This is a genomic window from Bradyrhizobium huanghuaihaiense (assembly GCF_007830635.1).
Classification (GTDB): Bacteria; Pseudomonadota; Alphaproteobacteria; order Rhizobiales; family Xanthobacteraceae; genus Bradyrhizobium; species Bradyrhizobium huanghuaihaiense.
Map to the genome: position 1 here is coordinate 25,398 of NZ_VLLA01000037.1, position 22,424 is coordinate 47,821.

The 22,424-nt window shown below is 65.5% G+C and carries 26 protein-coding genes; 8 read left to right on the forward strand and 18 right to left on the reverse strand.

Translation table 11 applies throughout. The annotated features are described in order from the left end of the window. Nucleotides 1–93 precede the first annotated feature (93 nt). The 4 genes from IQ16_RS39695 (at nt 94) to IQ16_RS39710 (ending at nt 3,982) form a co-directional block, all read left to right on the forward strand. Nucleotides 94–1,236 (forward strand): type III PLP-dependent enzyme, encoded by a 1,143-nt coding sequence (locus IQ16_RS39695; protein WP_018648549.1) that lies wholly within the window; start codon nt 94–96, stop codon nt 1,234–1,236. A 132-nt stretch (nt 1,237–1,368) separates the two neighbouring features. Then, nucleotides 1,369–1,956: a GNAT family N-acetyltransferase gene (locus IQ16_RS39700; protein WP_018648550.1), complete on the forward strand. Its 588-nt coding sequence runs from the start codon at nt 1,369–1,371 to the stop codon at nt 1,954–1,956. Nucleotides 1,957–2,102: 146 nt separating this feature from the next. Further along, a complete protein-coding gene (locus IQ16_RS39705; protein ID WP_026312917.1) occupies nt 2,103–2,492 on the forward strand; it encodes a RidA family protein in 390 nt (129 codons plus the stop codon). A gap of 47 nt (nt 2,493–2,539) precedes the next feature. Further along, nucleotides 2,540–3,982, forward strand: a complete 1,443-nt coding sequence (locus IQ16_RS39710; protein ID WP_018648552.1) for a homospermidine synthase — start codon at nt 2,540–2,542, stop codon at nt 3,980–3,982. 118 nt (nt 3,983–4,100) lie between these two features. Here IQ16_RS39710 and IQ16_RS46115 read toward each other — a convergent pair whose 3' ends face one another. The 12 genes from IQ16_RS46115 to IQ16_RS39770 all read right to left on the reverse strand — a co-directional run bounded on the left by IQ16_RS46115 (nt 4,101) and on the right by IQ16_RS39770 (nt 12,950). Next, nucleotides 4,101–4,433 carry a hypothetical protein gene (locus tag IQ16_RS46115; RefSeq protein ID WP_026312918.1) on the reverse strand — a complete coding sequence of 111 codons (333 nt, stop codon included), beginning with the start codon at nt 4,431–4,433 and terminating at the stop codon, nt 4,101–4,103. A gap of 58 nt (nt 4,434–4,491) precedes the next feature. Beyond that, a complete protein-coding gene (locus IQ16_RS39715; RefSeq protein ID WP_208751665.1) occupies nt 4,492–5,016 on the reverse strand; it encodes a hypothetical protein in 525 nt (174 codons plus the stop codon). 120 nt (nt 5,017–5,136) lie between these two features. Further along, the gene (locus tag IQ16_RS39720; protein WP_018648555.1) at nt 5,137–5,853 is read right to left on the reverse strand and encodes an MgtC/SapB family protein; all 717 of its coding nucleotides are present in this window, start codon (nt 5,851–5,853) and stop codon (nt 5,137–5,139) included. A gap of 123 nt (nt 5,854–5,976) precedes the next feature. Further along, complete coding sequence (locus IQ16_RS39725; protein ID WP_026312919.1) at nt 5,977–6,996, reverse strand: WD40 repeat domain-containing protein; 1,020 nt, start codon at nt 6,994–6,996, stop codon at nt 5,977–5,979. Then, nucleotides 6,996–8,045, reverse strand: a complete 1,050-nt coding sequence (locus IQ16_RS39730; protein ID WP_018648557.1) for a CobW family GTP-binding protein — start codon at nt 8,043–8,045, stop codon at nt 6,996–6,998. Before IQ16_RS39730 ends, IQ16_RS39725 begins: the two co-directional genes overlap by 1 nt. 55 nt (nt 8,046–8,100) lie before the next feature. Continuing rightward, nucleotides 8,101–8,964, reverse strand: coding sequence for a metal ABC transporter substrate-binding protein (locus tag IQ16_RS39735; RefSeq protein WP_026312920.1), 864 nt, complete (start codon nt 8,962–8,964; stop codon nt 8,101–8,103). A 2-nt stretch (nt 8,965–8,966) separates the two neighbouring features. After that, on the reverse strand, nt 8,967–9,836 hold the full coding sequence (locus IQ16_RS39740; protein ID WP_018648559.1) for a metal ABC transporter permease: 870 nt from the start codon (nt 9,834–9,836) through the stop codon (nt 8,967–8,969). A gap of 6 nt (nt 9,837–9,842) precedes the next feature. Further along, on the reverse strand, nt 9,843–10,595 hold the full coding sequence (locus tag IQ16_RS39745; protein WP_026312921.1) for a metal ABC transporter ATP-binding protein: 753 nt from the start codon (nt 10,593–10,595) through the stop codon (nt 9,843–9,845). A 2-nt stretch (nt 10,596–10,597) separates the two neighbouring features. Continuing rightward, nucleotides 10,598–10,840 carry a hypothetical protein gene (locus IQ16_RS39750; protein ID WP_018648561.1) on the reverse strand — a complete coding sequence of 81 codons (243 nt, stop codon included), beginning with the start codon at nt 10,838–10,840 and terminating at the stop codon, nt 10,598–10,600. A 169-nt stretch (nt 10,841–11,009) separates the two neighbouring features. Next, a complete protein-coding gene (locus IQ16_RS39755; RefSeq protein ID WP_018648562.1) occupies nt 11,010–11,510 on the reverse strand; it encodes a hypothetical protein in 501 nt (166 codons plus the stop codon). Continuing rightward, entirely contained in the window at nt 11,507–12,118 is a 612-nt protein-coding gene (locus tag IQ16_RS39760) for a permease (protein WP_026312922.1), read from the reverse strand. The genes IQ16_RS39755 and IQ16_RS39760 overlap by 4 nt, the downstream gene beginning before the upstream one ends. Nucleotides 12,119–12,353: 235 nt before the next feature. Continuing rightward, a complete protein-coding gene (locus IQ16_RS39770; protein WP_026312923.1) occupies nt 12,354–12,950 on the reverse strand; it encodes a superoxide dismutase in 597 nt (198 codons plus the stop codon). Nucleotides 12,951–13,192: 242 nt separating this feature from the next. On the opposite strand from IQ16_RS39770, the gene IQ16_RS39775 reads away from it, so the two are divergent. From IQ16_RS39775 to IQ16_RS39785, 3 genes are all read left to right on the forward strand, one after another. Then, nucleotides 13,193–13,720 carry a GNAT family N-acetyltransferase gene (locus tag IQ16_RS39775; protein ID WP_026312924.1) on the forward strand — a complete coding sequence of 176 codons (528 nt, stop codon included), beginning with the start codon at nt 13,193–13,195 and terminating at the stop codon, nt 13,718–13,720. An 83-nt stretch (nt 13,721–13,803) separates the two neighbouring features. Beyond that, nucleotides 13,804–15,189, forward strand: a complete 1,386-nt coding sequence (locus IQ16_RS39780) for an MATE family efflux transporter (RefSeq protein WP_026312925.1) — start codon at nt 13,804–13,806, stop codon at nt 15,187–15,189. A 96-nt stretch (nt 15,190–15,285) separates the two neighbouring features. Beyond that, the gene (locus IQ16_RS39785) at nt 15,286–15,720 is read left to right on the forward strand and encodes a DUF2147 domain-containing protein (protein ID WP_018648566.1); all 435 of its coding nucleotides are present in this window, start codon (nt 15,286–15,288) and stop codon (nt 15,718–15,720) included. A gap of 139 nt (nt 15,721–15,859) precedes the next feature. On the opposite strand, the gene IQ16_RS39790 is transcribed toward IQ16_RS39785, so the two are convergent. Continuing rightward, nucleotides 15,860–17,005, reverse strand: a complete 1,146-nt coding sequence (locus IQ16_RS39790; RefSeq protein WP_018648567.1) for a DUF3095 domain-containing protein — start codon at nt 17,003–17,005, stop codon at nt 15,860–15,862. A 204-nt stretch (nt 17,006–17,209) separates the two neighbouring features. Here IQ16_RS39790 and IQ16_RS39800 point away from each other — a divergent pair, with 204 nt between their 5' ends. Further along, a complete protein-coding gene (locus IQ16_RS39800; protein ID WP_018648568.1) occupies nt 17,210–17,596 on the forward strand; it encodes a hypothetical protein in 387 nt (128 codons plus the stop codon). 13 nt (nt 17,597–17,609) lie between these two features. Here IQ16_RS39800 and IQ16_RS39805 read toward each other — a convergent pair whose 3' ends face one another. The 5 genes from IQ16_RS39805 to IQ16_RS39825 all read right to left on the reverse strand — a co-directional run bounded on the left by IQ16_RS39805 (nt 17,610) and on the right by IQ16_RS39825 (nt 22,235). Beyond that, complete coding sequence (locus IQ16_RS39805) at nt 17,610–17,819, reverse strand: hypothetical protein (protein ID WP_018648569.1); 210 nt, start codon at nt 17,817–17,819, stop codon at nt 17,610–17,612. A 126-nt stretch (nt 17,820–17,945) separates the two neighbouring features. Continuing rightward, complete coding sequence (locus tag IQ16_RS39810) at nt 17,946–18,668, reverse strand: SDR family NAD(P)-dependent oxidoreductase (RefSeq protein WP_018648570.1); 723 nt, start codon at nt 18,666–18,668, stop codon at nt 17,946–17,948. Then, nucleotides 18,661–20,043, reverse strand: coding sequence for a class I adenylate-forming enzyme family protein (locus tag IQ16_RS39815; protein ID WP_018648571.1), 1,383 nt, complete (start codon nt 20,041–20,043; stop codon nt 18,661–18,663). The genes IQ16_RS39810 and IQ16_RS39815 overlap by 8 nt, the downstream gene beginning before the upstream one ends. Beyond that, the gene (locus IQ16_RS39820; protein WP_015688794.1) at nt 20,030–20,275 is read right to left on the reverse strand and encodes an acyl carrier protein; all 246 of its coding nucleotides are present in this window, start codon (nt 20,273–20,275) and stop codon (nt 20,030–20,032) included. The genes IQ16_RS39815 and IQ16_RS39820 overlap by 14 nt, the downstream gene beginning before the upstream one ends. A gap of 145 nt (nt 20,276–20,420) precedes the next feature. Continuing rightward, on the reverse strand, nt 20,421–22,235 hold the full coding sequence (locus IQ16_RS39825) for a long-chain-acyl-CoA synthetase (RefSeq protein ID WP_018648572.1): 1,815 nt from the start codon (nt 22,233–22,235) through the stop codon (nt 20,421–20,423). Nucleotides 22,236–22,424 lie beyond the last annotated feature (189 nt).

The following is a 22,424-nucleotide window of genomic DNA, read 5'->3' on the forward strand; positions in this document are numbered from 1 at the left end:
CTCAGCGCGCCTCCATCGCGCGATGTGGCCGAAGCACTCTCATCAGACGTCACGTTGATGCGGATCCCGTCGCTGGGACCGTTGGAGAGTGCCATGACCGAACGAATCCAGGAATTCCTGCGCAACCGCCGCAAGGAAGGTCTCGACACCGAGCCGTGCCTCGTCGTCGACCTCGAGGTCGTGCGCGACAATTACCAGAGCTTCGCCAAGGCGCTGCCCGACAGCCGCGTGTTCTACGCCGTCAAGGCGAACCCGGCGCCGGAAGTGCTGGCCCTGCTGGCCTCCATGGGCTCCTGCTTCGACACCGCGACCGTCGCCGAGATCGAGATGGCGCTGGCCGCAGGCGCGACGCCCGACCGCATCTCCTTCGGCAACACGATCAAGAAGGAGCGCGACATCGCGCGCGCCTTCGCGCTCGGCATCCGGCTGTTCGCGGTGGATTGCGTCCCCGAGGTCGAGAAGGTCGCCCGTGCCGCTCCCGGCGCGAAGGTGTTCTGCCGCATCCTCTACGACTGCGCCGGCGCCGAATGGCCGCTGTCGCGCAAGTTCGGCTGCGACCCGGAAATGGCCGTCGAGGTGCTCGACGTCGCCAAGCGCCTGGGCCTCGAGCCGTGCGGCATCTCCTTCCATGTCGGCTCGCAGCAGCGCAAGGTGAAGGCGTGGGACCGTGCGCTGGCGATGGCCTCGCAGGTGTTCCGCGACTGCGCCGAGCGCGGCATCAACCTCTCCATGGTCAACATGGGCGGCGGCTTCCCGACCAAGTATCTGAAGGACGTGCCGCCGGTCGTGACCTACGGCCGCTCGATCTTCCGTGCGCTGCGCAAGCACTTCGGCAACCAGATTCCGGAGACCATCATCGAGCCGGGCCGCGGCATGGTGGGCAATGCCGGCGTCATCGAATCCGAGGTCGTGCTGATCTCGAAGAAGAGCGACGAGGACGAGGTGCGCTGGGTCTATCTCGACATCGGCAAGTTCGGCGGTCTCGCCGAGACGATGGACGAGTCGATCCGTTACGCCATCCGCACCCGTCACGACGGCGCGGACATGACGCCGTGCGTGCTCGCAGGTCCGACCTGCGACAGCGCCGACGTGCTGTACGAGAAGAGCCCGTATCCGCTCCCCGTCACACTCGAGATCGGCGACAAGGTGCTGATCGAAGGCACCGGGGCCTATACGTCGACCTACTCGTCGGTGGCGTTCAACGGCATTCCGCCGCTGAAGACGTATCATATCTGATCCGCCTCTCTGTCTGAGGCCTGACGAACCCGGGAGCCGGCTTGCCGGCTCCTCCCTGACATCTCGATTTTCTGACGACGTCTTGGACAGGCGTGCTGAACGCACGTCGGTTCAAGCGGGGACTGACGCGCCATGACTGCTTTTCGGAAGCCACAAGTCGCCCTCACCTCGAAAGCCGCTCCGTTCGCGATCCGTGCGGAACGTGCTGTCGACGTCGCCGCCCGTGAAGCGCTGCTGGATGCCTGCTTTGGCGAGAACCGCCATGACCGCACCTGCCAGCGCCTGCGCGACGGACGCGCGCCCGCCACAGGCCTTGCCCTGTCGGCGATGCGCGAGGGCAAGCTCGTGGGAACCGTGCGGCTGTGGCATGTCAGCGCCGGAGGCAGGCCCGCTCTGGTCCTCGGACCGCTGGCGGTCGACCCTGCCTGCCGCGAGCTCGGGATCGGCGCCGCGCTGATGCATCAAGCGCTGGCCGCCGCCCGGGCGCGCGGGCATGAGGCCGTGATCCTGCTCGGCGATGCCCCCTATTACGCCCGCTTCGGCTTCGCGGCCGAGAAGACCGGCGCCCTGATGCTGCCCGGCCCGTTCGAGCGCGACCGCCTGCTGGCGATCGAATTCCAGACGGGCGCGCTGGACGGCGCCGAGGGGATGATCGTCCCGACCGGCCCAGCCCTGTCCAAACGGAGGTCGGTTCGTCCCCTCCAGGCGCACGCGGCCTAACGGATCGCTCTCATAGCGACGACCGAAGCCGCATCGAGCGGCAACGCCCGGCCGCGCCTGCGCCAAGCCCGTTCCTTGGGGGTTGCGCAGGCGCCGGAAACGCCCTTTAACCCCGCGAAACACCCCTTCAGTCGAGGCCCATGACCATGTCCCGTCGCCTGATTTCCACCGGCTCCCCGCTCGAGAAGACCGTCGGCTACAGCCGCGCCGTGATCGACGGCGAGTTCGCCTTCGTCGCGGGAACCACCGGCTATGACTACACCACGATGACGATGCCGGCCGATGTCACGAGCCAGTCACGCAACTGCTTCAAGACCATCGAAGCCGCCCTGAAGGAGGGCGGATTCGAAATGGCCGATATCGTCCGTGCGACCTACTACGTCACCGACGCCAGCTACATCGATGCCCACTTCGCCGTCTGCGGCGAAGTCCTCGGCGACATCAGGCCGGCTGCGACGTTGCTGGTCGTCACCGCTCTCGCCAAGCCCGAGATGAAGGTCGAGATCGAAGTCACCGCCAAGCGCCGCAGCGCCTGATCCACCCCTCACCATTGTCTGCCAGCACGTTCCGGAGAAACTATTCCATGAGCCCTCCCTCGCAGATCTACGCGAAGATCACCGGTCCCATCGTCATGGTCGGCTTCGGCTCCATCGGCAAAGGCACGCTGCCGATGATCGAGCGGCATCTCGATTACGACAAGTCGCGCGTCACCGTGATCGATCCCAAGGACGAGGGCCGCAAGGCGCATTGCGAGAAGCAGAATGTGCGCTTCATCCAGAAGGCCGTGACGAAAGACAATTACCGCGAGCTGCTGACCCCGCTGCTCACCGAAGGCGGCGGCCAGGGCTTTTGCGTCAATCTGTCGGTCGACACCGGCTCGACCGACATCATGGAGCTCTGCAACGAGCTCGGCGCTCTCTACATCGACACCGTCAACGAGCCCTGGCTCGGCTTCTATTTCGATGCGTCGAAGGGCCCGGAAGCGCGCTCCAACTACGCGCTGCGCGAAGTGACGCTGGCCGCCAAGAAGGCGCGCCCGGCGGGCTCGACCACGGCCGTCTCCTGCTGCGGCGCCAATCCCGGCATGGTCTCGTTCTTCGTCAAGCAGGCGCTGCTCAACGTCGCCGCCGACCTGAAGCTCAATGCCCCCCGTCCGAAGACCAAGGCCGAATGGGCGGATCTGATGCGGCAGGCCGGCATCAAGGGCATCCACATCGCCGAGCGCGACACCCAGCGCTCGAAGAAGCCGAAAGAGCCCGACGTCTTCGTCAACACCTGGTCGGTGGAAGGTTTTCTGTCGGAAGGCGTGCAGCCGTCCGAGCTCGGCTGGGGCACCCACGAGAAATGGATGCCCGAGAACGCGCGCACCCACGAGGCCGGCTGCGGCGCCGCCATCTACCTGATGCAGCCCGGCGCCAACACGCGCGTGCGCACCTGGTGCCCGACCCGCGGCGCGCAGTACGGCTTCCTCGTCACCCACAACGAGTCGATCTCGATCTCCGATTACTTCACGGTGCGTGACGCATCGGGCAAGGCGGTCTACCGGCCGACCTGCCATTATGCTTACCACCCGGCCGACGATGCCGTGCTGTCGCTGCACGAAATGTTCGGCCGCGCCGCGAAGATGCAGGAGAAGCACCACATCCTCGACGAGAACGAGATCGTCGACGGCATCGACGAGCTCGGCGTGCTGCTGTTCGGCCACGACAACAACGCCTATTGGTACGGCTCGCAGCTCTCCATCGAGGAGACCCGCGCGCTCGCGCCCTACCAGAACGCCACCGGCCTGCAGGTGACCTCCGCCGTGCTCGGCGGCATGGTGTGGGCGCTGGAAAACCCGAACGAGGGCATCGTCGAGGCCGACGAGATGGACTTCGATCGCCTGCTGGAAATCCAGCTGCCGTATCTCGGCCCGGTGAAGGGTTTCTACACCGACTGGACGCCGCTGACGGATCGTCCGGGACTGTTCCCGGAGGATATCGACACCAGCGATCCCTGGCAGTTCCGGAATATTCTGGTGCGGTGAGGCGCTTGTCATTCCGGGGCGACGCGGAGCGTCGAGCCCGGAATCCATCGGGCGGCAGAGTCAGCAGAAAAATGGATTCCGGGCTCGCGCTGCGCGCGCCCCGGAATGACGGCGAAAACTACTTCTTCTCAATCGGCGGCGCGATCTTCTCGGCCGGTGCCGGCGGCAGCGCCGGCTTGGTCGCCGCGCCCTGCGTCTGCGGCTCGGGGCGCGCCGGCTCGGGGGCCGGCGTGGTCGGTCGGTCGCCGCCGGGCTTGGACTCCGCGGGCGTCTTACTCTGTTCGTCGGATGGCGTGCCCTGGAGCGGCTGCGTCGCCTGCGTCAGCTCCATCCGGCTTTCGGCGCGAATTTGCGCCAGCGACATCACCGACACCACGACGCCCGCTGCGAACAGCAAACCGGCAATTGTCAGGTCGAGCTTCAATCTGCGCTTGTCATCTGGGCCGGGCATGTCGATCACCGCCTTTGTCCGCGGGATCAACGAAACTGGGGCGCGCCGGTTCCGCTGGCTAGCGGGCTGCCGGGAACTGAAATTCGCGAGGAAGACCAGACTCGTCCTCGACCGAGAGGGTGGCAGTCGCTCCATTTTCCACGATGGTGATCTTCGGTACGGGTTCCTTGTACCAATAAATCCAGTTCGTCACGCTCCGCTTGGCCCCCGGCGTGCCAACCATATTTCGCTCAAGCAAGCGATCACCTGACTTGGAAAAGACAACGAGCTGGTACGGATTCCAAAGCATCACGTGGGAAAGCCCGACCACATATTTTAGATCGGGCGAAATCCAGATGTACGTCAGCGCCGGCACGGGACGGCGAAACAATTCGGTCCCCGTCGTTGTGTCACGCAGGCGCAAATAGGAATAATCATTGTCCGCGGTGAAAGGATCTCTCGACGAAGAGATCATCTTCCATCGTGCATTCTGGCTCGCTCCACCCCAAGCGTGATGATGCTCCGCGCGAAGCGTGCCTGCTTCAGCCGAGAGGTCGACGATTCCGCTGTAGCCAACCCTATCGGCCCGAGCCGGAATGGTCATGAGAACCAATAGCCAAAGTACTATCCGCATGATCATGGGTGACAGTTACCAAAACTAATGGTTGTTGCAACTGGCGCCTGCACGCTCCCACGAACAGCCCAAAGGCCTACCCGTCGACCCTCACTCCGTCGTGCTGACTTCCCAGGTAGCGTGACGCACGCCCGGCAGATGCTGCAGATCGGTCGCCACCGCGTTCAGCTCGTTCGGGTCGACCGCGGTCGCGACCAGCTTTGCGACGATCTCCAGATTGTCCTCGCCGATCTCGGCGACCTCGACATCCGCGACCGGATATTTCGCGGCCTCGAGCTTGTCGACCAGACGATCGCGCATGTCGGGTAAGGCGTCGGTGGCAACGGCCAGCTTGAAGTAATAGGTCGCCTCCAGCGCCTTCTCGTTCAGCGGGATGCGGTTGATGGCGTTGACCAGCGGGCGCAGCATGGTGTTGCCGGCGATGACGAAGACGGTCAGCGCGGCGGCCTGCGCGACCATGTCGGCGCCGGCGCAGGAGCCGACCGCGGCCGAGGCCCACAGCGTAGCCGCCGTATTGAGCCCGCGGACGTCCATGCCCTGCTTCATGATGACGCCGGCGCCAAGGAAGCCGATGCCGGAGACGACATAAGAGATCACCCGCACCGCGCCGTCGGCGCCATCCAGATGCATGGCGAGATCAACGAAGGCAGCAGCGCCGACCGCGACCAGCACATTGGTGCGCAGGCCGGCGGTGCGCTGGCGGTATTGCCGCTCGGCGCCGATCAGCGTGCCCAGCACGAAGGCCGTGGTCAGGCTGACCAGCGTGTCGGCGAAATCGGCAAGCTGGAAGGTCGTGAGAAAGCGCATGAATGTGAGCTGCCGTAGGGTGGGCAAAGCGAAGCGTGCCCACGGCTCCCGTCAAAGCAACAAGATCGTGGGCACGGCGCAAGGGCGCGCCTTTGCCCACCCTACGGCGGGAACGATGACAGATTAAAGCTCCAGCAGGCCGCCATCCCCATTTTCGTCCGCGAACGCCAGCAGCGTGCCCTTGGCGTTCCAGGCAATCGCGGCCACCGGCGGGGTGCCGTTGCGGCGGACCAGGATCTCCGCGCCGTCTTCCAGCCGCACCATCAGCACGGTGCCGTCGCTGTAGCCGGCGGCGAGGATGTCGTTCTTGGGATGGCAGGCGACCACCGAGACGCGCGCCTGCAGCGGCGCGAGCATCGCGGGCTCCTTGCCCATCGGACCGTCCTTGCTGGCGAAGGGCCAGATGATGACGGTGTCGGCGCCTGAGGTCGCCAATCCCTTGCCGCCCGCGCTCCAGGACATCGAGCGGACACGGCCGGGATAGCCGGTCATGCGCATGTGCCTGTTGTCGGCGAGCCGCCAGCCGTGCAGCGCCGGCTCGTGCATCGCGGTGACCAGGAATTTATTGTCCGGACTGAAGGCGACCGCGTGATGCGAGCCGGCCCAGGGCAGGAATTCGGCCGAGCCCTCCATGTTCGGAAACCACAGCGTCGCGCCGTTGTAATGGGCGATCGCGAGCCGCAGGCCCTTCGGCGCAAACGCAAGCCCGCCGACGGTCGAGGGCACCTCGACCGACTTCTCCTCGGTCTTGCCGCTCTTGACGGTCGCCGTCTTGCCGGCCGACCAGGCGAAGGCGCCGTCGGCGTGCAGCGCCACCGCGTCGATCCAGCGCCGTTTCGGGTCGGTGGCGAGCAGCGTCACCTCGCCCTTGGCATCGAGCGAGACCACCTTGCCGTCGTCGCCGCCCATCACGATCCGCTTGCCGTCGGAAGCGGTCGAGAGAATGCCGCCGCTGTGCACGGCGACCGTGGTGACCTCACCCTCGCCATCGACGAACTTGACGTTCTCCTCGCCGCCGACGAAGGCGGCGCGGGGCCCGAGGAAATGCACTGAGGTCACGGCCATGCCGAGCGCGACCGGCTTGACGCGGTCGGTAACGGAGACGATCGAGGCGGAATCGGGGGGCGGCGAAAACTCTTTCATCACGAGACGATGCAGCTCTCGAAGCCCTTGCGGATCGCCTCCTCGGGCAGTTCGCGGCCGATAAAGACGAGGCGGCTCTCGCGCGGCTCGCCCTCCTTCCATTTCCGCTGGTGGTTGCCCTCCAGCATCATATGGACGCCCTGGAAGACGTAGCGGTCATCGTCGTCGTGGAAGGCGAGGATGCCCTTGGAGCGCAGGATCTTGCCACCCTCGACCTGCACCAGGTTCTGCAGCCAGGGCATGAACATGTTGGGATCGAGCGGCTTGTCGGTCTTGAGCGACAGCGACTGCATGTCCTCGTCGTGATAGTGCTTCAGGCCGTGACCGTGATCATGGTGGTGATGGTCGTGGCCGTGATGATGGTGATGATCATGGTCGTGGTCATGATCGTCGGCCTCGAGGAAATCCGGCTCGATGTCGAGGATGCGGTCGAGGTCGAAGGCGCCGCGGTCGAGCACGTCGGCCAGCGCCACCGAGCAGCGCTCGGTGCGATGCAGCTTCGCATACGGATTGATACCGCGGATGCGGGCCTCGACCTCGGCAAGCTCGGGCTTGGTCACGAGATCGGTCTTGTTCAGGACGATGACGTCGGCAAAGGCGATCTGGTTCTTGGCCTCGGGCGCGTCCTTCAGGCGGTCGGACAGCCATTTGGCGTCGGCGACGGTGACGACCGCGTCGAGCCGGGCGTTCTTCTGCACGTCCTCGTCGACGAAGAAGGTCTGGGCGACGGGCGCGGGATCGGCAAGGCCGGTGGTCTCGACGATGATGGCGTCGAACTTGCCCTTGCGCTTCATCAAGCCGTCCATGATGCGGACGAGGTCGCCGCGCACGGTGCAGCAGATGCAGCCATTGTTCATCTCGAACACTTCCTCATCGGCGCCGATGATGAGGTCGTTGTCGATGCCGATCTCGCCGAATTCGTTGACGATGACGGCGTATTTCTTGCCGTGGTTCTCCGACAAAATGCGGTTCAAAAGCGTGGTCTTGCCGGCGCCGAGATAGCCGGTCAGGACGGTCACGGGAATTTTCTGAGAGGTCGCTTCAGACATAACAACTCCGGACTTTAAGGCTTTTTCGCGCGACGCGAGGCGGGTGGCCCCTGCCCTAATGGTCAAGCGCGCTGGTCAGGGCCTTTATATTGTGCCTGACCATGTCAATGTAAGTGGGTGCAGGCCCCTTTTCGCCGGTCAAACCGTCCGAAATCAAGGTCCCGCCGACCTTTGCGCCGGTCTCGGCGGCGATCCGGCGGATCAGGCGGTCATCGCTGATATTTTCCAGGAACACGGCGGGGATTTTTTGGGCCCTGATCTGGCCGATGATGGCCGCAATGTCCCGCCCGCTGGGCTCGGTCTCCGTGGAGACGCCCAGGGGGGCGATGAACTGGATCCCGTATTCGGCGGCGAAATAACCGAAGGCGTCGTGGGTGGAGATCACCTTGCGCCGCTCCGGCGGAATTTTGGCCACGGTCTCGCGGACCTCGCGGTCCAGCGTTTCGAGCTTTTCCAGATAGGCCTTGGCCTGGGCGCGGAAGAACTCCGAATCATCCGGGACGGCGGCAGCCAATGCATTGGCGATGTCGGTCACGTAGACCTTGGCATTGGGGACCGACTGCCAGGCATGGGGATCAGCGGCCGAGCCGAGCTTGAGGGGCGCGATGCCGGCGCTCGCGGTGACCACTTGCGCCTTGCTGCCTGCGGACTGTACGAGGCGCGGCAGCCAGCCCTCCAGCCCGAGTCCGTTGACGATGACGAGCTTCGCCTCCGCGACCCGCTTCGCGTCGCTTGGGGCCGGCGTGTAGACGTGGACGTCGCTGTCGGGCCCGACCAGCGTCGTCAGGTTGATGCGGTCGCCACCGACATTGCGAACGAAATCGCCGAGAATCGAGAAGCTGGCGACCACATTGAGTCGCTCGGCGGCGTGCAGCGGTGAGGCGATCAGCAGAAGTACGCAAAGCAGGATACGCATCACCGTCACGCTTCCAGATGCCGGCCGGGAAACAGCTGCCGGACGATGCCGCCGACGCGGCCGAACAGCACGGAGACGATGTACAGCACCGTCGCCACCAGAATGATCGCAGGGCCCGACGGCACGCGGGTCTGGAACGACAGCACGAGACCGGCATAGCCGGAGACGGCAGCGGCCACCACGGCGATGCAAATCATCGCGGTGAGATCGCGCGACCAGAACCGCGCGATGCCCGCGGGCAGGATCATCAGGCCCACCGCGAGCAGCGTACCCAGCGCTTGAAAGCCGTTGACGAGGTTGATGACAACGAGAGCCAGGAAGGCGAGATGCGCGGGGCCCCCGGCCCGGCTCACCGTGCGCAGGAATAGCGGATCGACACTCTCGATCACCAGCGGGCGGTAGATCACCGCGAGCACCAGCAGCGTCACCGTGGCGTTGAAGGCGACCACCAGCAGCGTCTGGTCGTCCATCGCGAGGATGTTGCCGAACAAGACATGGAGCAGGTCGATATTGGTGCCCTTGATCGAGACGATGGTGACGCCGAGCGCCAGCGAGGCCAGATAGAAGGTCGCGAGCGACGCGTCCTCCTTCAGCCCGGTCGAGCGGGCGACGACGCCGGCGAGGATCGCGACGGCAAAGCCGGCGATCAGGCCGCCGGCGGTCATGGCAAACAGGTTGAGACCGGAGAGCAGGAAGCCGATTGCGGCGCCGGGCAGGATCGCATGCGCCATGGCGTCGCCGACGAGGCTCATCCGCCGCAGCATCAGGAACACGCCGATCGGCGCGCCGGCCAGCGACAGCGCGATCACGGCGGCCAGCGCCCGCCGCATGAACTCGAATTCGGTGAACGGACCGATCAGCGCGTCATAGACCATCTGGTGTCACGCCGCCTGCGAGCGCCCATCTTCGCCACAGGCCGCGGCTGTGTCGTCGAAGGCCTCGCACATCCGCATCGCGACCATCAGATTCTCCGGCGTCAGCACCTCTGCCGTCGGTCCCCAGGCCACGGGGCCGCGCGCCAGCACCAGCGTCTCGCTGAAATGGTTGCGCACCATCTCCATGTCATGCAGCGCGGCGAGCACGGTGCGGCCCTCGTGGTGCCAGTGCTTCACCAGCGCCAGCAGGTCGGCCGTGGTCTTGCTGTCGATGGCGTTGAAGGGCTCGTCCAGCACGATCAGGCTGGCGTCCTGGAGCAGCACCCGCGCGAACAGCACGCGCTGCATCTGCCCGCCCGAGAGCGTGCCGATCGGGCGGTTCTCGAAGCCATTGAGGCCGACGGACGCGATCGCGCGGAGGATCTTGTCCCGCGCGGCCTTGCCGATGCCGCCGAACAGGCCGGCGTTGCGCCACAGCCCGGTGCCGACGAAATCGAATACCGAGATCGGGAAGCTGCGGTCGATCTCCGCGCTCTGCGGCAGATAGGCGATGTCGCGGGCATCGAGCCCGCCGAGATGGATGCTGCCGTCGAGCGGCCTCAGGATGCCGACGATGCCGCGCAGCAGCGTCGACTTGCCGGCGCCGTTCGGACCGATCACGGCGACCAGCGCGCCCGGGGCGACCTCACCGTTGAGATGATGCACGGCGGGATGCCGGTCATAGCCGAGCGTGACGTTGTGGAAATGCAGCGCCGCCATCTTCACCTCATTGCCAGGAAGACCACGCCCCAGAGCACGGCGCAGACGGCGAGCGCGGCCGCAAGGCGGCCCGCCATGGTCATGCGCAGGATCGACCAGGGCGCCGCCTGGGCCGGATGCGGCGAGGCCGCATCGTGGACATGGGCATGGGTGTGGTCGTGCCCATGCGCGTGGTCATGGGAATGGCCATGAGAGTGGCCATGCGCATGGTCGTGTTGGTGGGCGTGGGACGCGGCGGGAACCATGCAAGAACGTTATATTATAACATTACCCCTGTCCACGGCCGGGGGTGTCATTCCGGGGCGATGCGAAGCATCGAACCCGGAATCTCGAGATTCTCAGGTGCGCAATTGCGCACCAGAGTTCGGCTCTGCGAGCCGCCCCGGAATGACGTCGCCAAGCGTCACGCCCGGCTCAGGGCTTCCCGATCACCATGGCGATGGCGGCCGCCACGAACGGGAACGGCACCGAGACGGCGCAGCGCAACCAGACGAAACGGGCCGGCATGAACGGGATTTCCCACAAGATCACCCGCTGGAAGGCAAACAACGCCCAGGCGACGACATAGGCGACCACCTGGGGCACGCCGCCGCCGGACTTCAGCGCCACCGTGCCGATGGAGAAGCCGATCACGGGACCGCCAGGCGTGGCCGCGCCGGCAACCACGGCGGAGGCAACCCCGAGCCAGCCGCTGTCCGGGCCGAGCCAGCCGGTGATCACCTCCTGCGGGATGATCGCGGCGATGTAGCCGGAGCCGATCACGCCGAGCGCAATCCGCGGCACGATGTTGATGAAGTCCATCGAGCCTTCGCGTAAGGAGGCCTTGAACACCGGCGGGCCGCGGCGGAAGGCGATCAGCCCGACGCCGAGCACAGAGCCCCACAGCAGGATGTCGATCAGAAGCGCCGCGCTCAATTCTCGTCGTCCTTCGCGAGCGGCTGCGGATAGAGCCGGACATAGACGAAGCGGCCGAGGGCGCCTGCGAGCACCGGCAACGGCAGCGAGATCAGGATCCGCCACAGCGTGAAATCGGTGCCCATGATTGGGATTTCCCAGGCAACCGCCCGGCCGTAGCCGATCAGGGTCCAGCTCACGACCATGGCGATGGTGGCGCCGAAATCGGCGCCGACCGCGAGCAGCGCGCTCGCCACGGGATAGGCGGTGAAGGGCCCGCCGGGCAGGATTGCGCCGAAGGCGGTGCCGATCAGAAGGCCCATCAGGCCGGATTTCGGCCCGAGCGAGCGCGAGACTTTTTCGTGCGGCAGGATCTCGGAAATGAAGGCCCCGAGCAGGCAGCCGGCCAGCACGCGCGGCAGGATACCGCCGAACAGGGACAGGTCATGGGTGAGGATGTCCAGAACACCATCGGTGCCGTCACGCCGCCAGACCAGTGCCGCGCTCACCGCCACCAGGGCCGCGATGATGATGGTCGACCAGCCGATCGGCTTGCGCACGCGTCCCGGCCGCGGCTCGGACTCCGCGTCCTCGGCAGGCGCCGGGGCTTTCGAGGGAAGTTCTGACAACGGGTGTGGGCGGCTCGAGGGTGATGCCCATCCTGATTAAGGGCGCCGCCAACGCGATGCAAACGGTACGATCACAGGCCGATACGCGCACCGCGCAGGGCAATTCCGCACAGCAAAAAGGCGGCCGCGCATGCGACCGCCTTGTCTGTCATTCCGGGGCGCACGAAGTGCGAACCCGGAATTTCGAGATCCCGGGTTCGATGCTTCGCATCGCCCCGGGATGACGGAGTGAAACTCACGCCTTGTCGAACAGGGACTCGACGTATTCCCAGTTCACGAGGTTCTCGACGAACGCCTTGAGATAGTCGGGACGGCGGTTGCGGTAGTCGATGTAGTAGGAGTGCTCCCAGACGTCGCAGCCGAGGATCGGGGTGGCGCCGTGCACCAGCGGATTCTCGCCGTTCGGGGTCTTGGAGATCTCGAGCTTGCCGTTCTTGACCTGGAGCCAGCACCAGCCGGAGCCGAACTGGCCGACGCCGGCCGCCTGGAAGTCGGTCTTGAACTTCTCGAAGCCGCCGAGGTCCTCGTTGATCTTCTTCTCGAGCTTGCCAGGCAGCTTGGTGCCGCCGCCATTGGGCTTCATCCAGCTCCAGAAGTGGATGTGGTTGTAGTGCTGACCGGCATTGTTGAACACCGCGGGGTTCTTCCCGAACGAGCCCTTGACGATCTCTTCAAGGGACTTGCCTTCCCATTCGGTCCCCTTGAGCGCGTTGTTGCCGTTGGTGACGTAGGCCTGATGATGCTTGTCGTGGTGATATTCCAGCGTCTCCTTCGACATGTACTGGCCGAGGGCGTCATAGGCGTAAGGGAGTGGGGGCAGCGTAAAGGTCATGGGTTCTTGTCCGCAACTGGTGGGGAACGTTCTAACGGTCACCCCTTATAGAAGGTTCCGCCGCCATTAAATACCTCTGAATTTGCGAAAAGGCGTGATGGGGTGCCCTCGCCCGAATGCACAAATTCGTCGCAACGGGCCGTCGTCGATCAAACCTGCGGTTCGCGATAAAATATCATTGCCTTTGAAGCGCTTAAGACAGAACAAACGCGCCACGAAGCGAAGCTGTGAAGGACGACGCCATGACCATCGAGATCGACATTTTGAACGGCGACGCCTCATGGCCGATCGCAAAGCCGCTGCTCAGCGCGGTCTGGGGCCAAGACGCCGCGGACAAGCCAGCCTGGAGCCACGTCAAATGGGCCAATGCCGATCTGCGCGTGCTACTCGAGACGCCCGAGGACGGGCTCGTCTGCCATGTCGGCATCTACTTCCGCACCGTGACCTGGAACGGGCAGAAGGTTCACGTCGGCGGCATCGGCGGCGTCTGCACGCGCGAGGACCGGCGTGGCCGCGGCTACGCGACGATCGCGATCGACGCGGCGGTGCATACCATGCGCGCCAACGAGGCGGTCCGCTTCGGGCTGCTGTTCTGCGAGCCGCACAATTTCGCGTTCTACGAGGCCCGCAAATGGCAACCCTTCAAAGGTGACGTCTATTGCGAGCAGCCGGAGGGACGAATTCGCTTCGACTACATGGCACCCTACGTCTTCGACATCGTCCGGGCCCCGACGCTGGGCACCATCGACCTATGCGGCCTGCCCTGGTGAGCCCTGCGTGAGATGGGGGCTGGCGCGGGTGTCGCACGCCCTATAAGATGTCGATCATCATTCAATATTCCGCACCGTGGCACATGACGATCGACGCCCCTGCAGACGCCGTCCCGCCGGTTGCGCCGGTCGCCTCCCCCATCGCGAGCCTGCTGACCGCCCCGATCCTGCCGACGCTGCTGCGGCTCGCCATCCCCAACATGATCGCGATGGTCGGCAGCACGCTGGTTGCGATTGCCGAGACCTCCTATATCGGCCGGCTCGGCACCATCCCGCTGGCTGCGATCGCGCTGGTGTTTCCGTTCGCGATGCTGACGCAGATGATGAGCGCGGGCGCGATGGGCGGCGGCGTCTCCTCGGCGATCAGCCGCGCGCTCGGCGCCGGCGATCACGACCGCGCCGCGACGCTGGCGCTGCATGCCGCCATCATCGGCCTCTGCGGCGGACTGTTCTTCACGGTGATGATGCTGGTGTTCGGCCGCTCGTTCTTCACGCTGCTCGGCGGGCGCGAGCGCGTGCTCGAGGAAGCCTGCGGCTATTCACAGGTGCTGTTCTCCGGCGCTGTCGCGATCTGGCTCGTCAACACGCTGGCGTCCGTGATCCGCGGCACCGGCGACATGCGCCTGCCGTCGATGACGCTGATCGGGGCGAGCGTGCTCCAGATCGCGCTCGGCGGCACGCTGGGGCTCGGCCTGTTCGGCGCACCGCAATTCGGCATGCCCGGCGTTGCGAGCGGCCAGCTGATCGCGTTCAGCTGCTCCGCGATCTTCTTCCTCTGGTATCTCCTGTCCGGCCGCAGCCGGCTGCAGCTCGACTTCCGCGCCTTTCATTTCGAGCGCGCGATGTTCCTGGATATCTTGAAAGTGGGCGCCGTCGCCTGCCTGTCGCCGCTCCAGACCGTGCTCACCATCCTGATCTTCACGAAAATCCTCGCGACCTTCGGCACCGAGATGCTGGCCGGCTACGGCATCGGCTCGCGGCTGGAATTTCTGCTGATCCCGATCACCTTCGCCTTTGGCATCGCCTCGGTGCCGATGGTCGGCATGGCGATGGGCGCCGGACATGTCGCGCGCGCGCGGCGCGTGGCGTGGACGGCAGCAGCGGCCTCGGGGCTTACGGTCGGCACGATCGGCCTCGTCGTCGCGCTCGATCCCGCGCTGTGGGTGTCGCTGTTCACGCGGGATCCCGGCGTCACGGCGGCGGCGCACAGCTATTTCCACTGGGCCGGCCCGGCCTTCGTGTTCTTCGGCATGGGCGTGTCGCTGTATTTCTCCTCGCAAGGCGCCGCACGTGTCGGCGGTCCGGTGCTGGCCTCCACCGCGCGGCTGCTGATCGTCGCGATCGGCGGTATCAGCCTCATGACGGCGCAGGCGCCGGCCTGGACGTTGTTCGCGCTGGTCGGCGGCGCCATGGCCGTGTTCGGGCTCCTGACCGCAGCCTCGGTCGCGTTCGTGCGCTGGGGCAAATGAGCGCAGGCAAATCACGCGCAGGAATGTGATTCAATCCGGCGTTGCACTATCCTGCCGGGCTGCTATGGAGGCGCCTCCATTTTTCAGGGCCGCTCCATGTTCAGCAGATTCGCCATCCTCTCCGTCATCCTGACTGCACTGCTTGGCGCGACTGCCGCGCATGCGCAGAGCGCCGACGGGACCTGGCTCACCCAGGCCGGCGACGCCCGCGTCAAGATCAGCAAGTGCGGCGGCGGCATCTGCGGCCACATCGTCTGGCTGCGCGAGCCCATGGACACCGCGACCGGCCAGCCCGCCAGCGACAGCAAGAACCCCAATCCCGCGCTCGCCAAGCGTCCGATGATCGGCCTGCCGCTATTCAGCGGCATGCAGCCCGCGGCCCCGAACAAATGGTCCGGCCAGATCTACAATGCCGATGACGGCAGCACCTATGCCAGCAGCGTCACGGTGACGGGCGCGGATTCGCTGCGGGTCGAAGGCTGCGTCGGCGCGCTCTGCGGCGGCGAGACCTGGACGCGCGCGGGGCGCTGAGCTTCTGAACTCTCGTGCCCCGGACGCAGCGCAGCGCTCTTGCGGTGCGCTGCAGAGCCGGGGCCCAGAGGCCGCAGACTGGGTCCCGGCTCTGCGCAGCGTCACTGCGTGCCGCAGCGCGTCCGGGACACAAGGGCCCTCACCCCGTCATCGCCTTCAGCGCGGTCGCCGCCGAGGCATAGCCGCCCCGCGCGCCGTCGATGAAGTGTACGTGATCGCTGCGCAGCGCCGACGGCGTGAAGCAGGTCATCATCGCGGCATCCTGCTGATAGAGGCCGTAGCGCACGATGCCGTCGCGCGCGGCGGCCGCGAGACGATCGCTCAACGCGCGTTCGAGCTGCGGCGTGCAGTCGAGGATCATGCGCAGGCCATCGTCATATTTCCTGAAGTCGGAGTTCTCGACCACCTGGCGCCTGTAGATGTTGGGCACGAAGCCGCCGACCTTGAGATCGAAGCGCATGATCAGATAGACGAACAGCGTATAGGCCAGCACGCCGGCTCTGCGCGCGAGCAGCGGACCGCCGCGCCTGGTGCGGGCTTCGAAGTCCAGCCCCTGCGGCGGCCATTTCAGAGGCGGCCCCTGCGGCGGCACCGGGCGGCCGCCCTCCGGGCTGCGCTCGACGAGATGGATGATGTCCTCGATCACCTTGCGGAAAGCATGCGAATCGGCGCCGCGCGACGGCATCACCAGCACCGACAGGATCAAGCCGCGCGCAGCCGGCATCACCTCGAAGCGGCAGGACAGGCCCGAGAGATCCGGCTGCGTGCCTGAGGGCGCTTCCGCGACCGCGAACTCGCCGCGCTTCATCGCGGCATCGGCCCAGGCGAGCCCGCCGCCGGAGAACATCGCGTAGGACAGGTTCGGCGACGGACCGAAACGCGCGACGCGCACGTCGAGGCCCTGCGCCCGGATGGCGCTCACCGGCACCAGCGCGACGCGCATCTTCAGATCGAGATCCTCGCGGACCCAGGTCGCGGTCGCGGCCAATGCCTCGCGCGCAGCATCGAGATCGGAAGGCGCGACCGCAAAGCTCGCTCCGTCGCCGCCGAACACGAAGGGGAATTCCCGCCCCTCCAGCGCGTTGGTCACCGCCGCGATCACGGCCGCACCGGCCATGTTCACCGCCTTGTAGCGCTGCGCCGCGATCGCCTTGGTCGAATCGACGATGTCGGCGACGCCGATGCTCCAATCGTCCGGCAGCGGCGCATAGAGCGTGGGATCCATCAGGCTGGTGAAGCCGCGGAAGACGGAAATGCCGCCGTAAAAGGATTCGCCTGATGTCATCGGGTGATGCCGGATGGTTGGGAAGCGTCCTAAACCAGATACGTGGCAGGGTCTATCCGGGTTCGATTCCCGATCATTGGCCGAAATGGAGCCGGACAACAAGATCGCAGCGCGCCGCAATGCCGCAGTTCGTCATTGATCGGCATCAAACAGCACGCCGCAAATGACGTTTACGGTTGATCCATCTGAAACGGTCGCGCGGGGATGATCGGGGTGTCTGATTTCGGCAGCAAGGACTCCGCCTCGCCGGTAGGCCGGCGCACGGGGCTCGATGCGATCAGTGCGGTGAAAATGCCGGAGATGCTCACCGCCACCGTGGATGCCTGGGCCGAAGCCCATCAGCTGTCGCGCTCGGATGCCATCTGCAGGCTGGTCGAGCTCGGCCTGAAGATCGCGCCCGCGGTACCTGCATCAGCACGCTCGGTCGCATCCGACGCCGACCGCATCGAGGAGCTGGCGGTGCACGAGATCGAGGGCCTGCTCGATCCCGCATTGCCGGACGACGAACGCGAACGCCGCATCCGCCGCCTCACCGAGGGCCCGCCGGAATTCTCACACGAACGGATTGACCTGCCGAAGCATCGGACGTGAGCGCCAACGCGCGCTAATGCAGCTTCTCGTCCTGGCGCTTGCGCAGCGCGGATGCGGGGACGTCGTGGCAGCCGACCAGACGCACGAATTGCTGCGGATACATTTCGTGGCCGTGAGCGCCGGAATTCTGATGCGACATCGGCGGACAGCGTACGTCATCCGGCTTCGCGCACGATGGCTCCGTCAGAGCCTGACTTGAAGCGGTCATGTTTGAAATGGCCATCGACTGCTCCCCTTCGTTTAGGGCAGATCGATTGACGTAACCCAATCGATTGCGGGACATCTTACGACCAAATCCGGCTTGCTGTCATTGCGCCGGATCAACGCAATTGTGGCAGCCCGGTTCCGGTTATGCCGTATTCCCGGCGTCGATCGTGAACACGGTGCCCGTGACGTTGCGGCCGCCGTCGCCCAGCAGATATTCCACCATGCGCGCGACGTCTTCCGTCTCCGGCAAACGGCGCAGCGCGCTGCGGCCGGCGATGCGCTTGCGGCCTTCGTCGGAGAGATTGTGCGTGAGTTCGGTGTCGATGAAGCCAGGCGCGATCGCATTGACGGTGATGCCGAGCTTGCCGACCTCGCGCGCGAGCGAGCGGGTGAAGCCGGTCGCGGCCGCCTTGGTTGCTCCATAGACGGAGAGGCCGTTATAGCCGGTCGTCGCGATGATCGAGGAGATGTTGATGATGCGGCCGGCGCCATCCGCCATCATCTGCCGCGCTACATATTTGGTCAGGATGATCGGCGACAGCACGTTGAGCTGCACCAGCGCCTCGATCTCGGAATTGTGCATGGTGGCGAGCAGGCCTTCGGTGCCGAGGCCGGCATTGTTGACGAGGCCGTAGATCGGGCCGAACTCGTCGCGCACGAGCTTTGCGAAGGCCGGGATCGCGTCGATCACGGCGAGGTCGCAGGCACGGAAATGCAGGTGCCCACCGGATTCGGCAATGGCAGCCTTGAGCTCGTCGCTCTCGCGCCGCGCGGCCGCGATCACGTTGAAGCCGGCAGCGACCAGGCGTTTACCGATCGCGAGCCCAATGCCGCGGCTGCCGCCGGTGACGAGAACGTTATGCATCTGTGCGCGCCAGTTTTCCGGCCGGGGTGACGTCGAGCGCTTCGACGAAGCGGATCACTGCCGGCACCTTGTGGGACGCGAGCTGGGCACGGCACTGCTCCAGGATCTGGTCGCGAATTTCCTTCACCCGGACCTGATCCGTGCCGTCGGCAAGGATCACGTCGGCGACGACGATGCCGCCGGTGATCGGGCTCTTGCGCGATTTCGCCCGCGACATCCGCACATCAGGATGACGGTTGATCACCGCCTCAATCTCCTCGGGGTGGACCTTCAGTCCGCCGATATTGATGATGCCGCCGCGGCGGCCGACAAAATAATAGCGGTCGCCGCGCAGCTCGACAATATCGCCGCTGTCGACGAACCCGTCGGAATCGGTGAGCGGGGCGGCATTGCGGCCAATGTAAGCGTGCGCCGTGCGCGTCGAGCGGATACGCAACGAGCCGTCCACGACCTTCATCTCGACACCATTGCGGTTGCCGAGATAGTCGGCCGGAAAGCCTTCGAGCCCGTCGTTGACGGCGAAGCCGACGCCGGCCTCGGTCGAGGCATAGGCATGGCCAACGAAGGAATTGGGGAACGCCGTCTTCAGGCCGTCCAGCACGGCCTGGTCGGCGATCTCGCCGGACAGACGAACGTAGCGCGGGGTAAATTGCGCGGCCGAACCGCTCATCAGGAGCTTGCGCCAGTGCGACGGCGTGCCGGAGATGTGCGAGACGCCGCGCGCATTCAGCCGCGCGACATGATCGGCGAGCGCTTCATGCGGATCGGACAGCACCAAGGAGCCGCCGGAGAGAACGGCGCGAAGGAAGATCTGCAGGCCGCCATAGCGGCGGATGTCGTAGAACGTGGCCCAGACCGGCGCAGGTCCGCGCGCGGGGCCTTCGGCGACGATCGCGCCGGTCAGCGCTTCCAGCGTATGGCCGGCGATTTTCGGCACGCCTGAGGTGCCCGAGGTGAGCATCAGCCATTCGGTGGCGCGCTCGGTCCTGGCCGGCGCAGTGGCTTGAAGCGGCAATTGTGCGGTGACGACCAGCGGCACGCCGGTCTCCGCCCAGCGCTCGGGCTCGTCGGTGACGACGGCATCTATCCCGGCATCCGCAATCAGCGCTTCGAGATGCGACGGATTGAGATCGGGCGGACAGAGCAGCATGCGACGGGCGATGCCGTCGAGCTCGATCATGGCGAGGCCCGACCGGAGCTGGTCGGACAGCTTGAGCAGCACGGCGCGACCTGACAATTCGTGCAGGCGGCCGCCCAGCACCGTGTACGACAGGATGTCGGTCAGCGATACGACATCATGCGCATCGGAGATCGTGCGGCCCTTCAGCTCCGCACCGAGATGGTCGCGAAGCGCAAAGATCTCACGCGGGGACATTTTCGTAGGCCCGCACGAAATCGCCCACCGTAGCGGGGAACGCTGCGTCCTCGGAAATGGTGAAGGGGTCGACCCCGGTCTCGTCCTCGAGACGCGCCACCAGGATGGCGAAGGCGAGCGAGTCGAAACCCGTCTCGTGAAGGGACAGATCGTCCGAGAGCGCGGGAAGCGTGACGTGCTGCTCCTTGGCGATCTGCTGGATCGCCTCAATGACCTTAGACCTTACCGACATGGCTGGCTCTCTTTTGTTATGGCTCGTCCGTGTTGCGGCGGCTCTTGATGACCGCCTCCCCATGGCCGTCTGTTTACCCGACAGAAGTAAATGGCTTCTTGGACAATTCAGATAAAATTGGACCTATCTCCTGATTTTGGCTGCGTTACAGCCGGATCGCGCCCTCCGAGATTGCCGCACAGGCCGCCCCGTCCAGCACGACATAAGTACCCGACTTCGGTTCGAGCAAGAACAACGGATCGGAGATCGCGCCCAGGTCAAAACCCTCGCGGGCGAGCTCGCCCTTCTTCTGCTTGAAGGTCTCGGTGGCATCGAGCTCGCGCGAGATGCGGATGAAGACCGGGCGGGCGTAAGCCGGCAGGCGCTGGGCGAGATGGGCAGGCAGTGCAGCGATGTCAAAGCCCTCGTTCACGACGATCGCGCTCATGCCGGCGCGGCCGTCGGTACCGGGGATGCTGACGCCATAGGTGGTGGCATCGATCACGCCGGTGAATTCGCGCACGGCATCGTTCACCTCCGAAGTCGCGACGTTCTCGCCCTTCCAGCGGAAGGTGTCGCCGATGCGATCGACGAAATGGAAAAAGCCCTTGTCGTCGAGCCGCATCAGATCGCCGGTGCGGAACCAGGCATCACCCTTGGCGAAGACGTCGCGCAAGATCTTCTTCTCGGTCTCGCCGGCATCGGTGTAGCCCTCGAAGCGGCCGCCGCCCTGATCCGCGGTACCGATGCGGCCGATGGCTTCGCCGGCCTCGCCGCGGGCGCAAGCGAGGCAAAAGCCCTCTTCATTGCGCAGCGGCGCACCGCTGTCGGGGTCCAGCTTGACGATGCCAGCCGGGAAGCGATGCGCAAGCAGCGGCGGGATGCGGCCGATCGCGCCGACCTGTCCCTCGACATTGAACAGCGAGAAATTGCCTTCGGTTGCCGCATAGAATTCGAGGATGCGCGGAATGGCGAAACGCGCCTGAAAATCCTCCCAGATGTCGCCGCGCAGGCCGTTGCCGCAGGCAAGCCGCAGCCGATGCCGGTTCTCGTATTCCGACGGCGGCGCCTTGAGCAAATAGCGGCAGAGCTCGCCGATGTATTGGAACAGCGTGCAGTCGTGCCGCACGATGTCGGGCCAGAAATTCGAGGCCGAGAATTTTTCGGCGATCACCACCGAGCCGCCGGCGGCGAGCATGCTGCAGGGCGCGACGATGCCGCCGACCGAGTGGAACAGCGGCAAGCAGTCGTAGAGCCGGTCCTGCGGCGTCGCGCCGGTGAGACCGGCGAACCAGAAACCCCAATTGAGGATGCGGCGATGGCTGACGCTCGCGGCTTTCGGCAGGCCCGTGGTGCCGGAGGTGTAGATCAAGAGCGCGCGGTCGTCGATGGTGACGTCGCCATGCTCCCCGGATGAGAGCGGGCCGTCGCCGAGCGCGGCAAGCGCGACGTCGATGGCGCGCTCGCTGCCGGCATCGCCATGGGTCCAGATCTTTGCATCCGTCTTCAGATGCGGCTTCGCGCTCTCGAGCGTCGCCATCAGATCGTGCGCGACGATGATGTGCAGGGGCCTTGCGACATCGAGGCAATGCGCGAGCGATTGGCCGACGAGTTTTGTGTTGATCAGCGCGACCACACCGCCGATCCGGCTGATGCCGAGCCAGGCAGCGACATAATCGATGCCGTTCGGCATGATCAGCGCAACGGTATCGCCCTTGGCCACACCGACCGAGCGCGCCCAGCGCGCATAGCGGTTGATGCGCTTCGACAGGCCGTCGTAGTCGAGGCTCGCGTCATCCGTGACCAGCGCGACGCGGTCGGGCTGGCGCCGCGCCCAGTCGTCGACGACGTCGGCGAACAGTCGGCCCGGCAGCGTCTCGATCCGCGCCGTGAGCTCGATGGCCTTCAGCCAGATCTTTGATGCCGACGGCGCGCGCGCGGCCTTCGGTTGCTCGATGACGCCGGTGGTCATGCCGTTCATTCTTTCGGAACGTGTCTGCTGGTCCCGGCAGCTTAGCTCGCGCGTCCTGCCCAGGTGTTAAGAGACAAGGTAAAGGCCGGTTAGTGCGCGATTAACTCTGCTGACGGCGGAGGCCGAGCGCTGGCGCAAGGTGGTCGAGCTGTCGGGAAGCAGGAAGGAATAGCGATCCAGCCTCGCCGCGACTAGGCG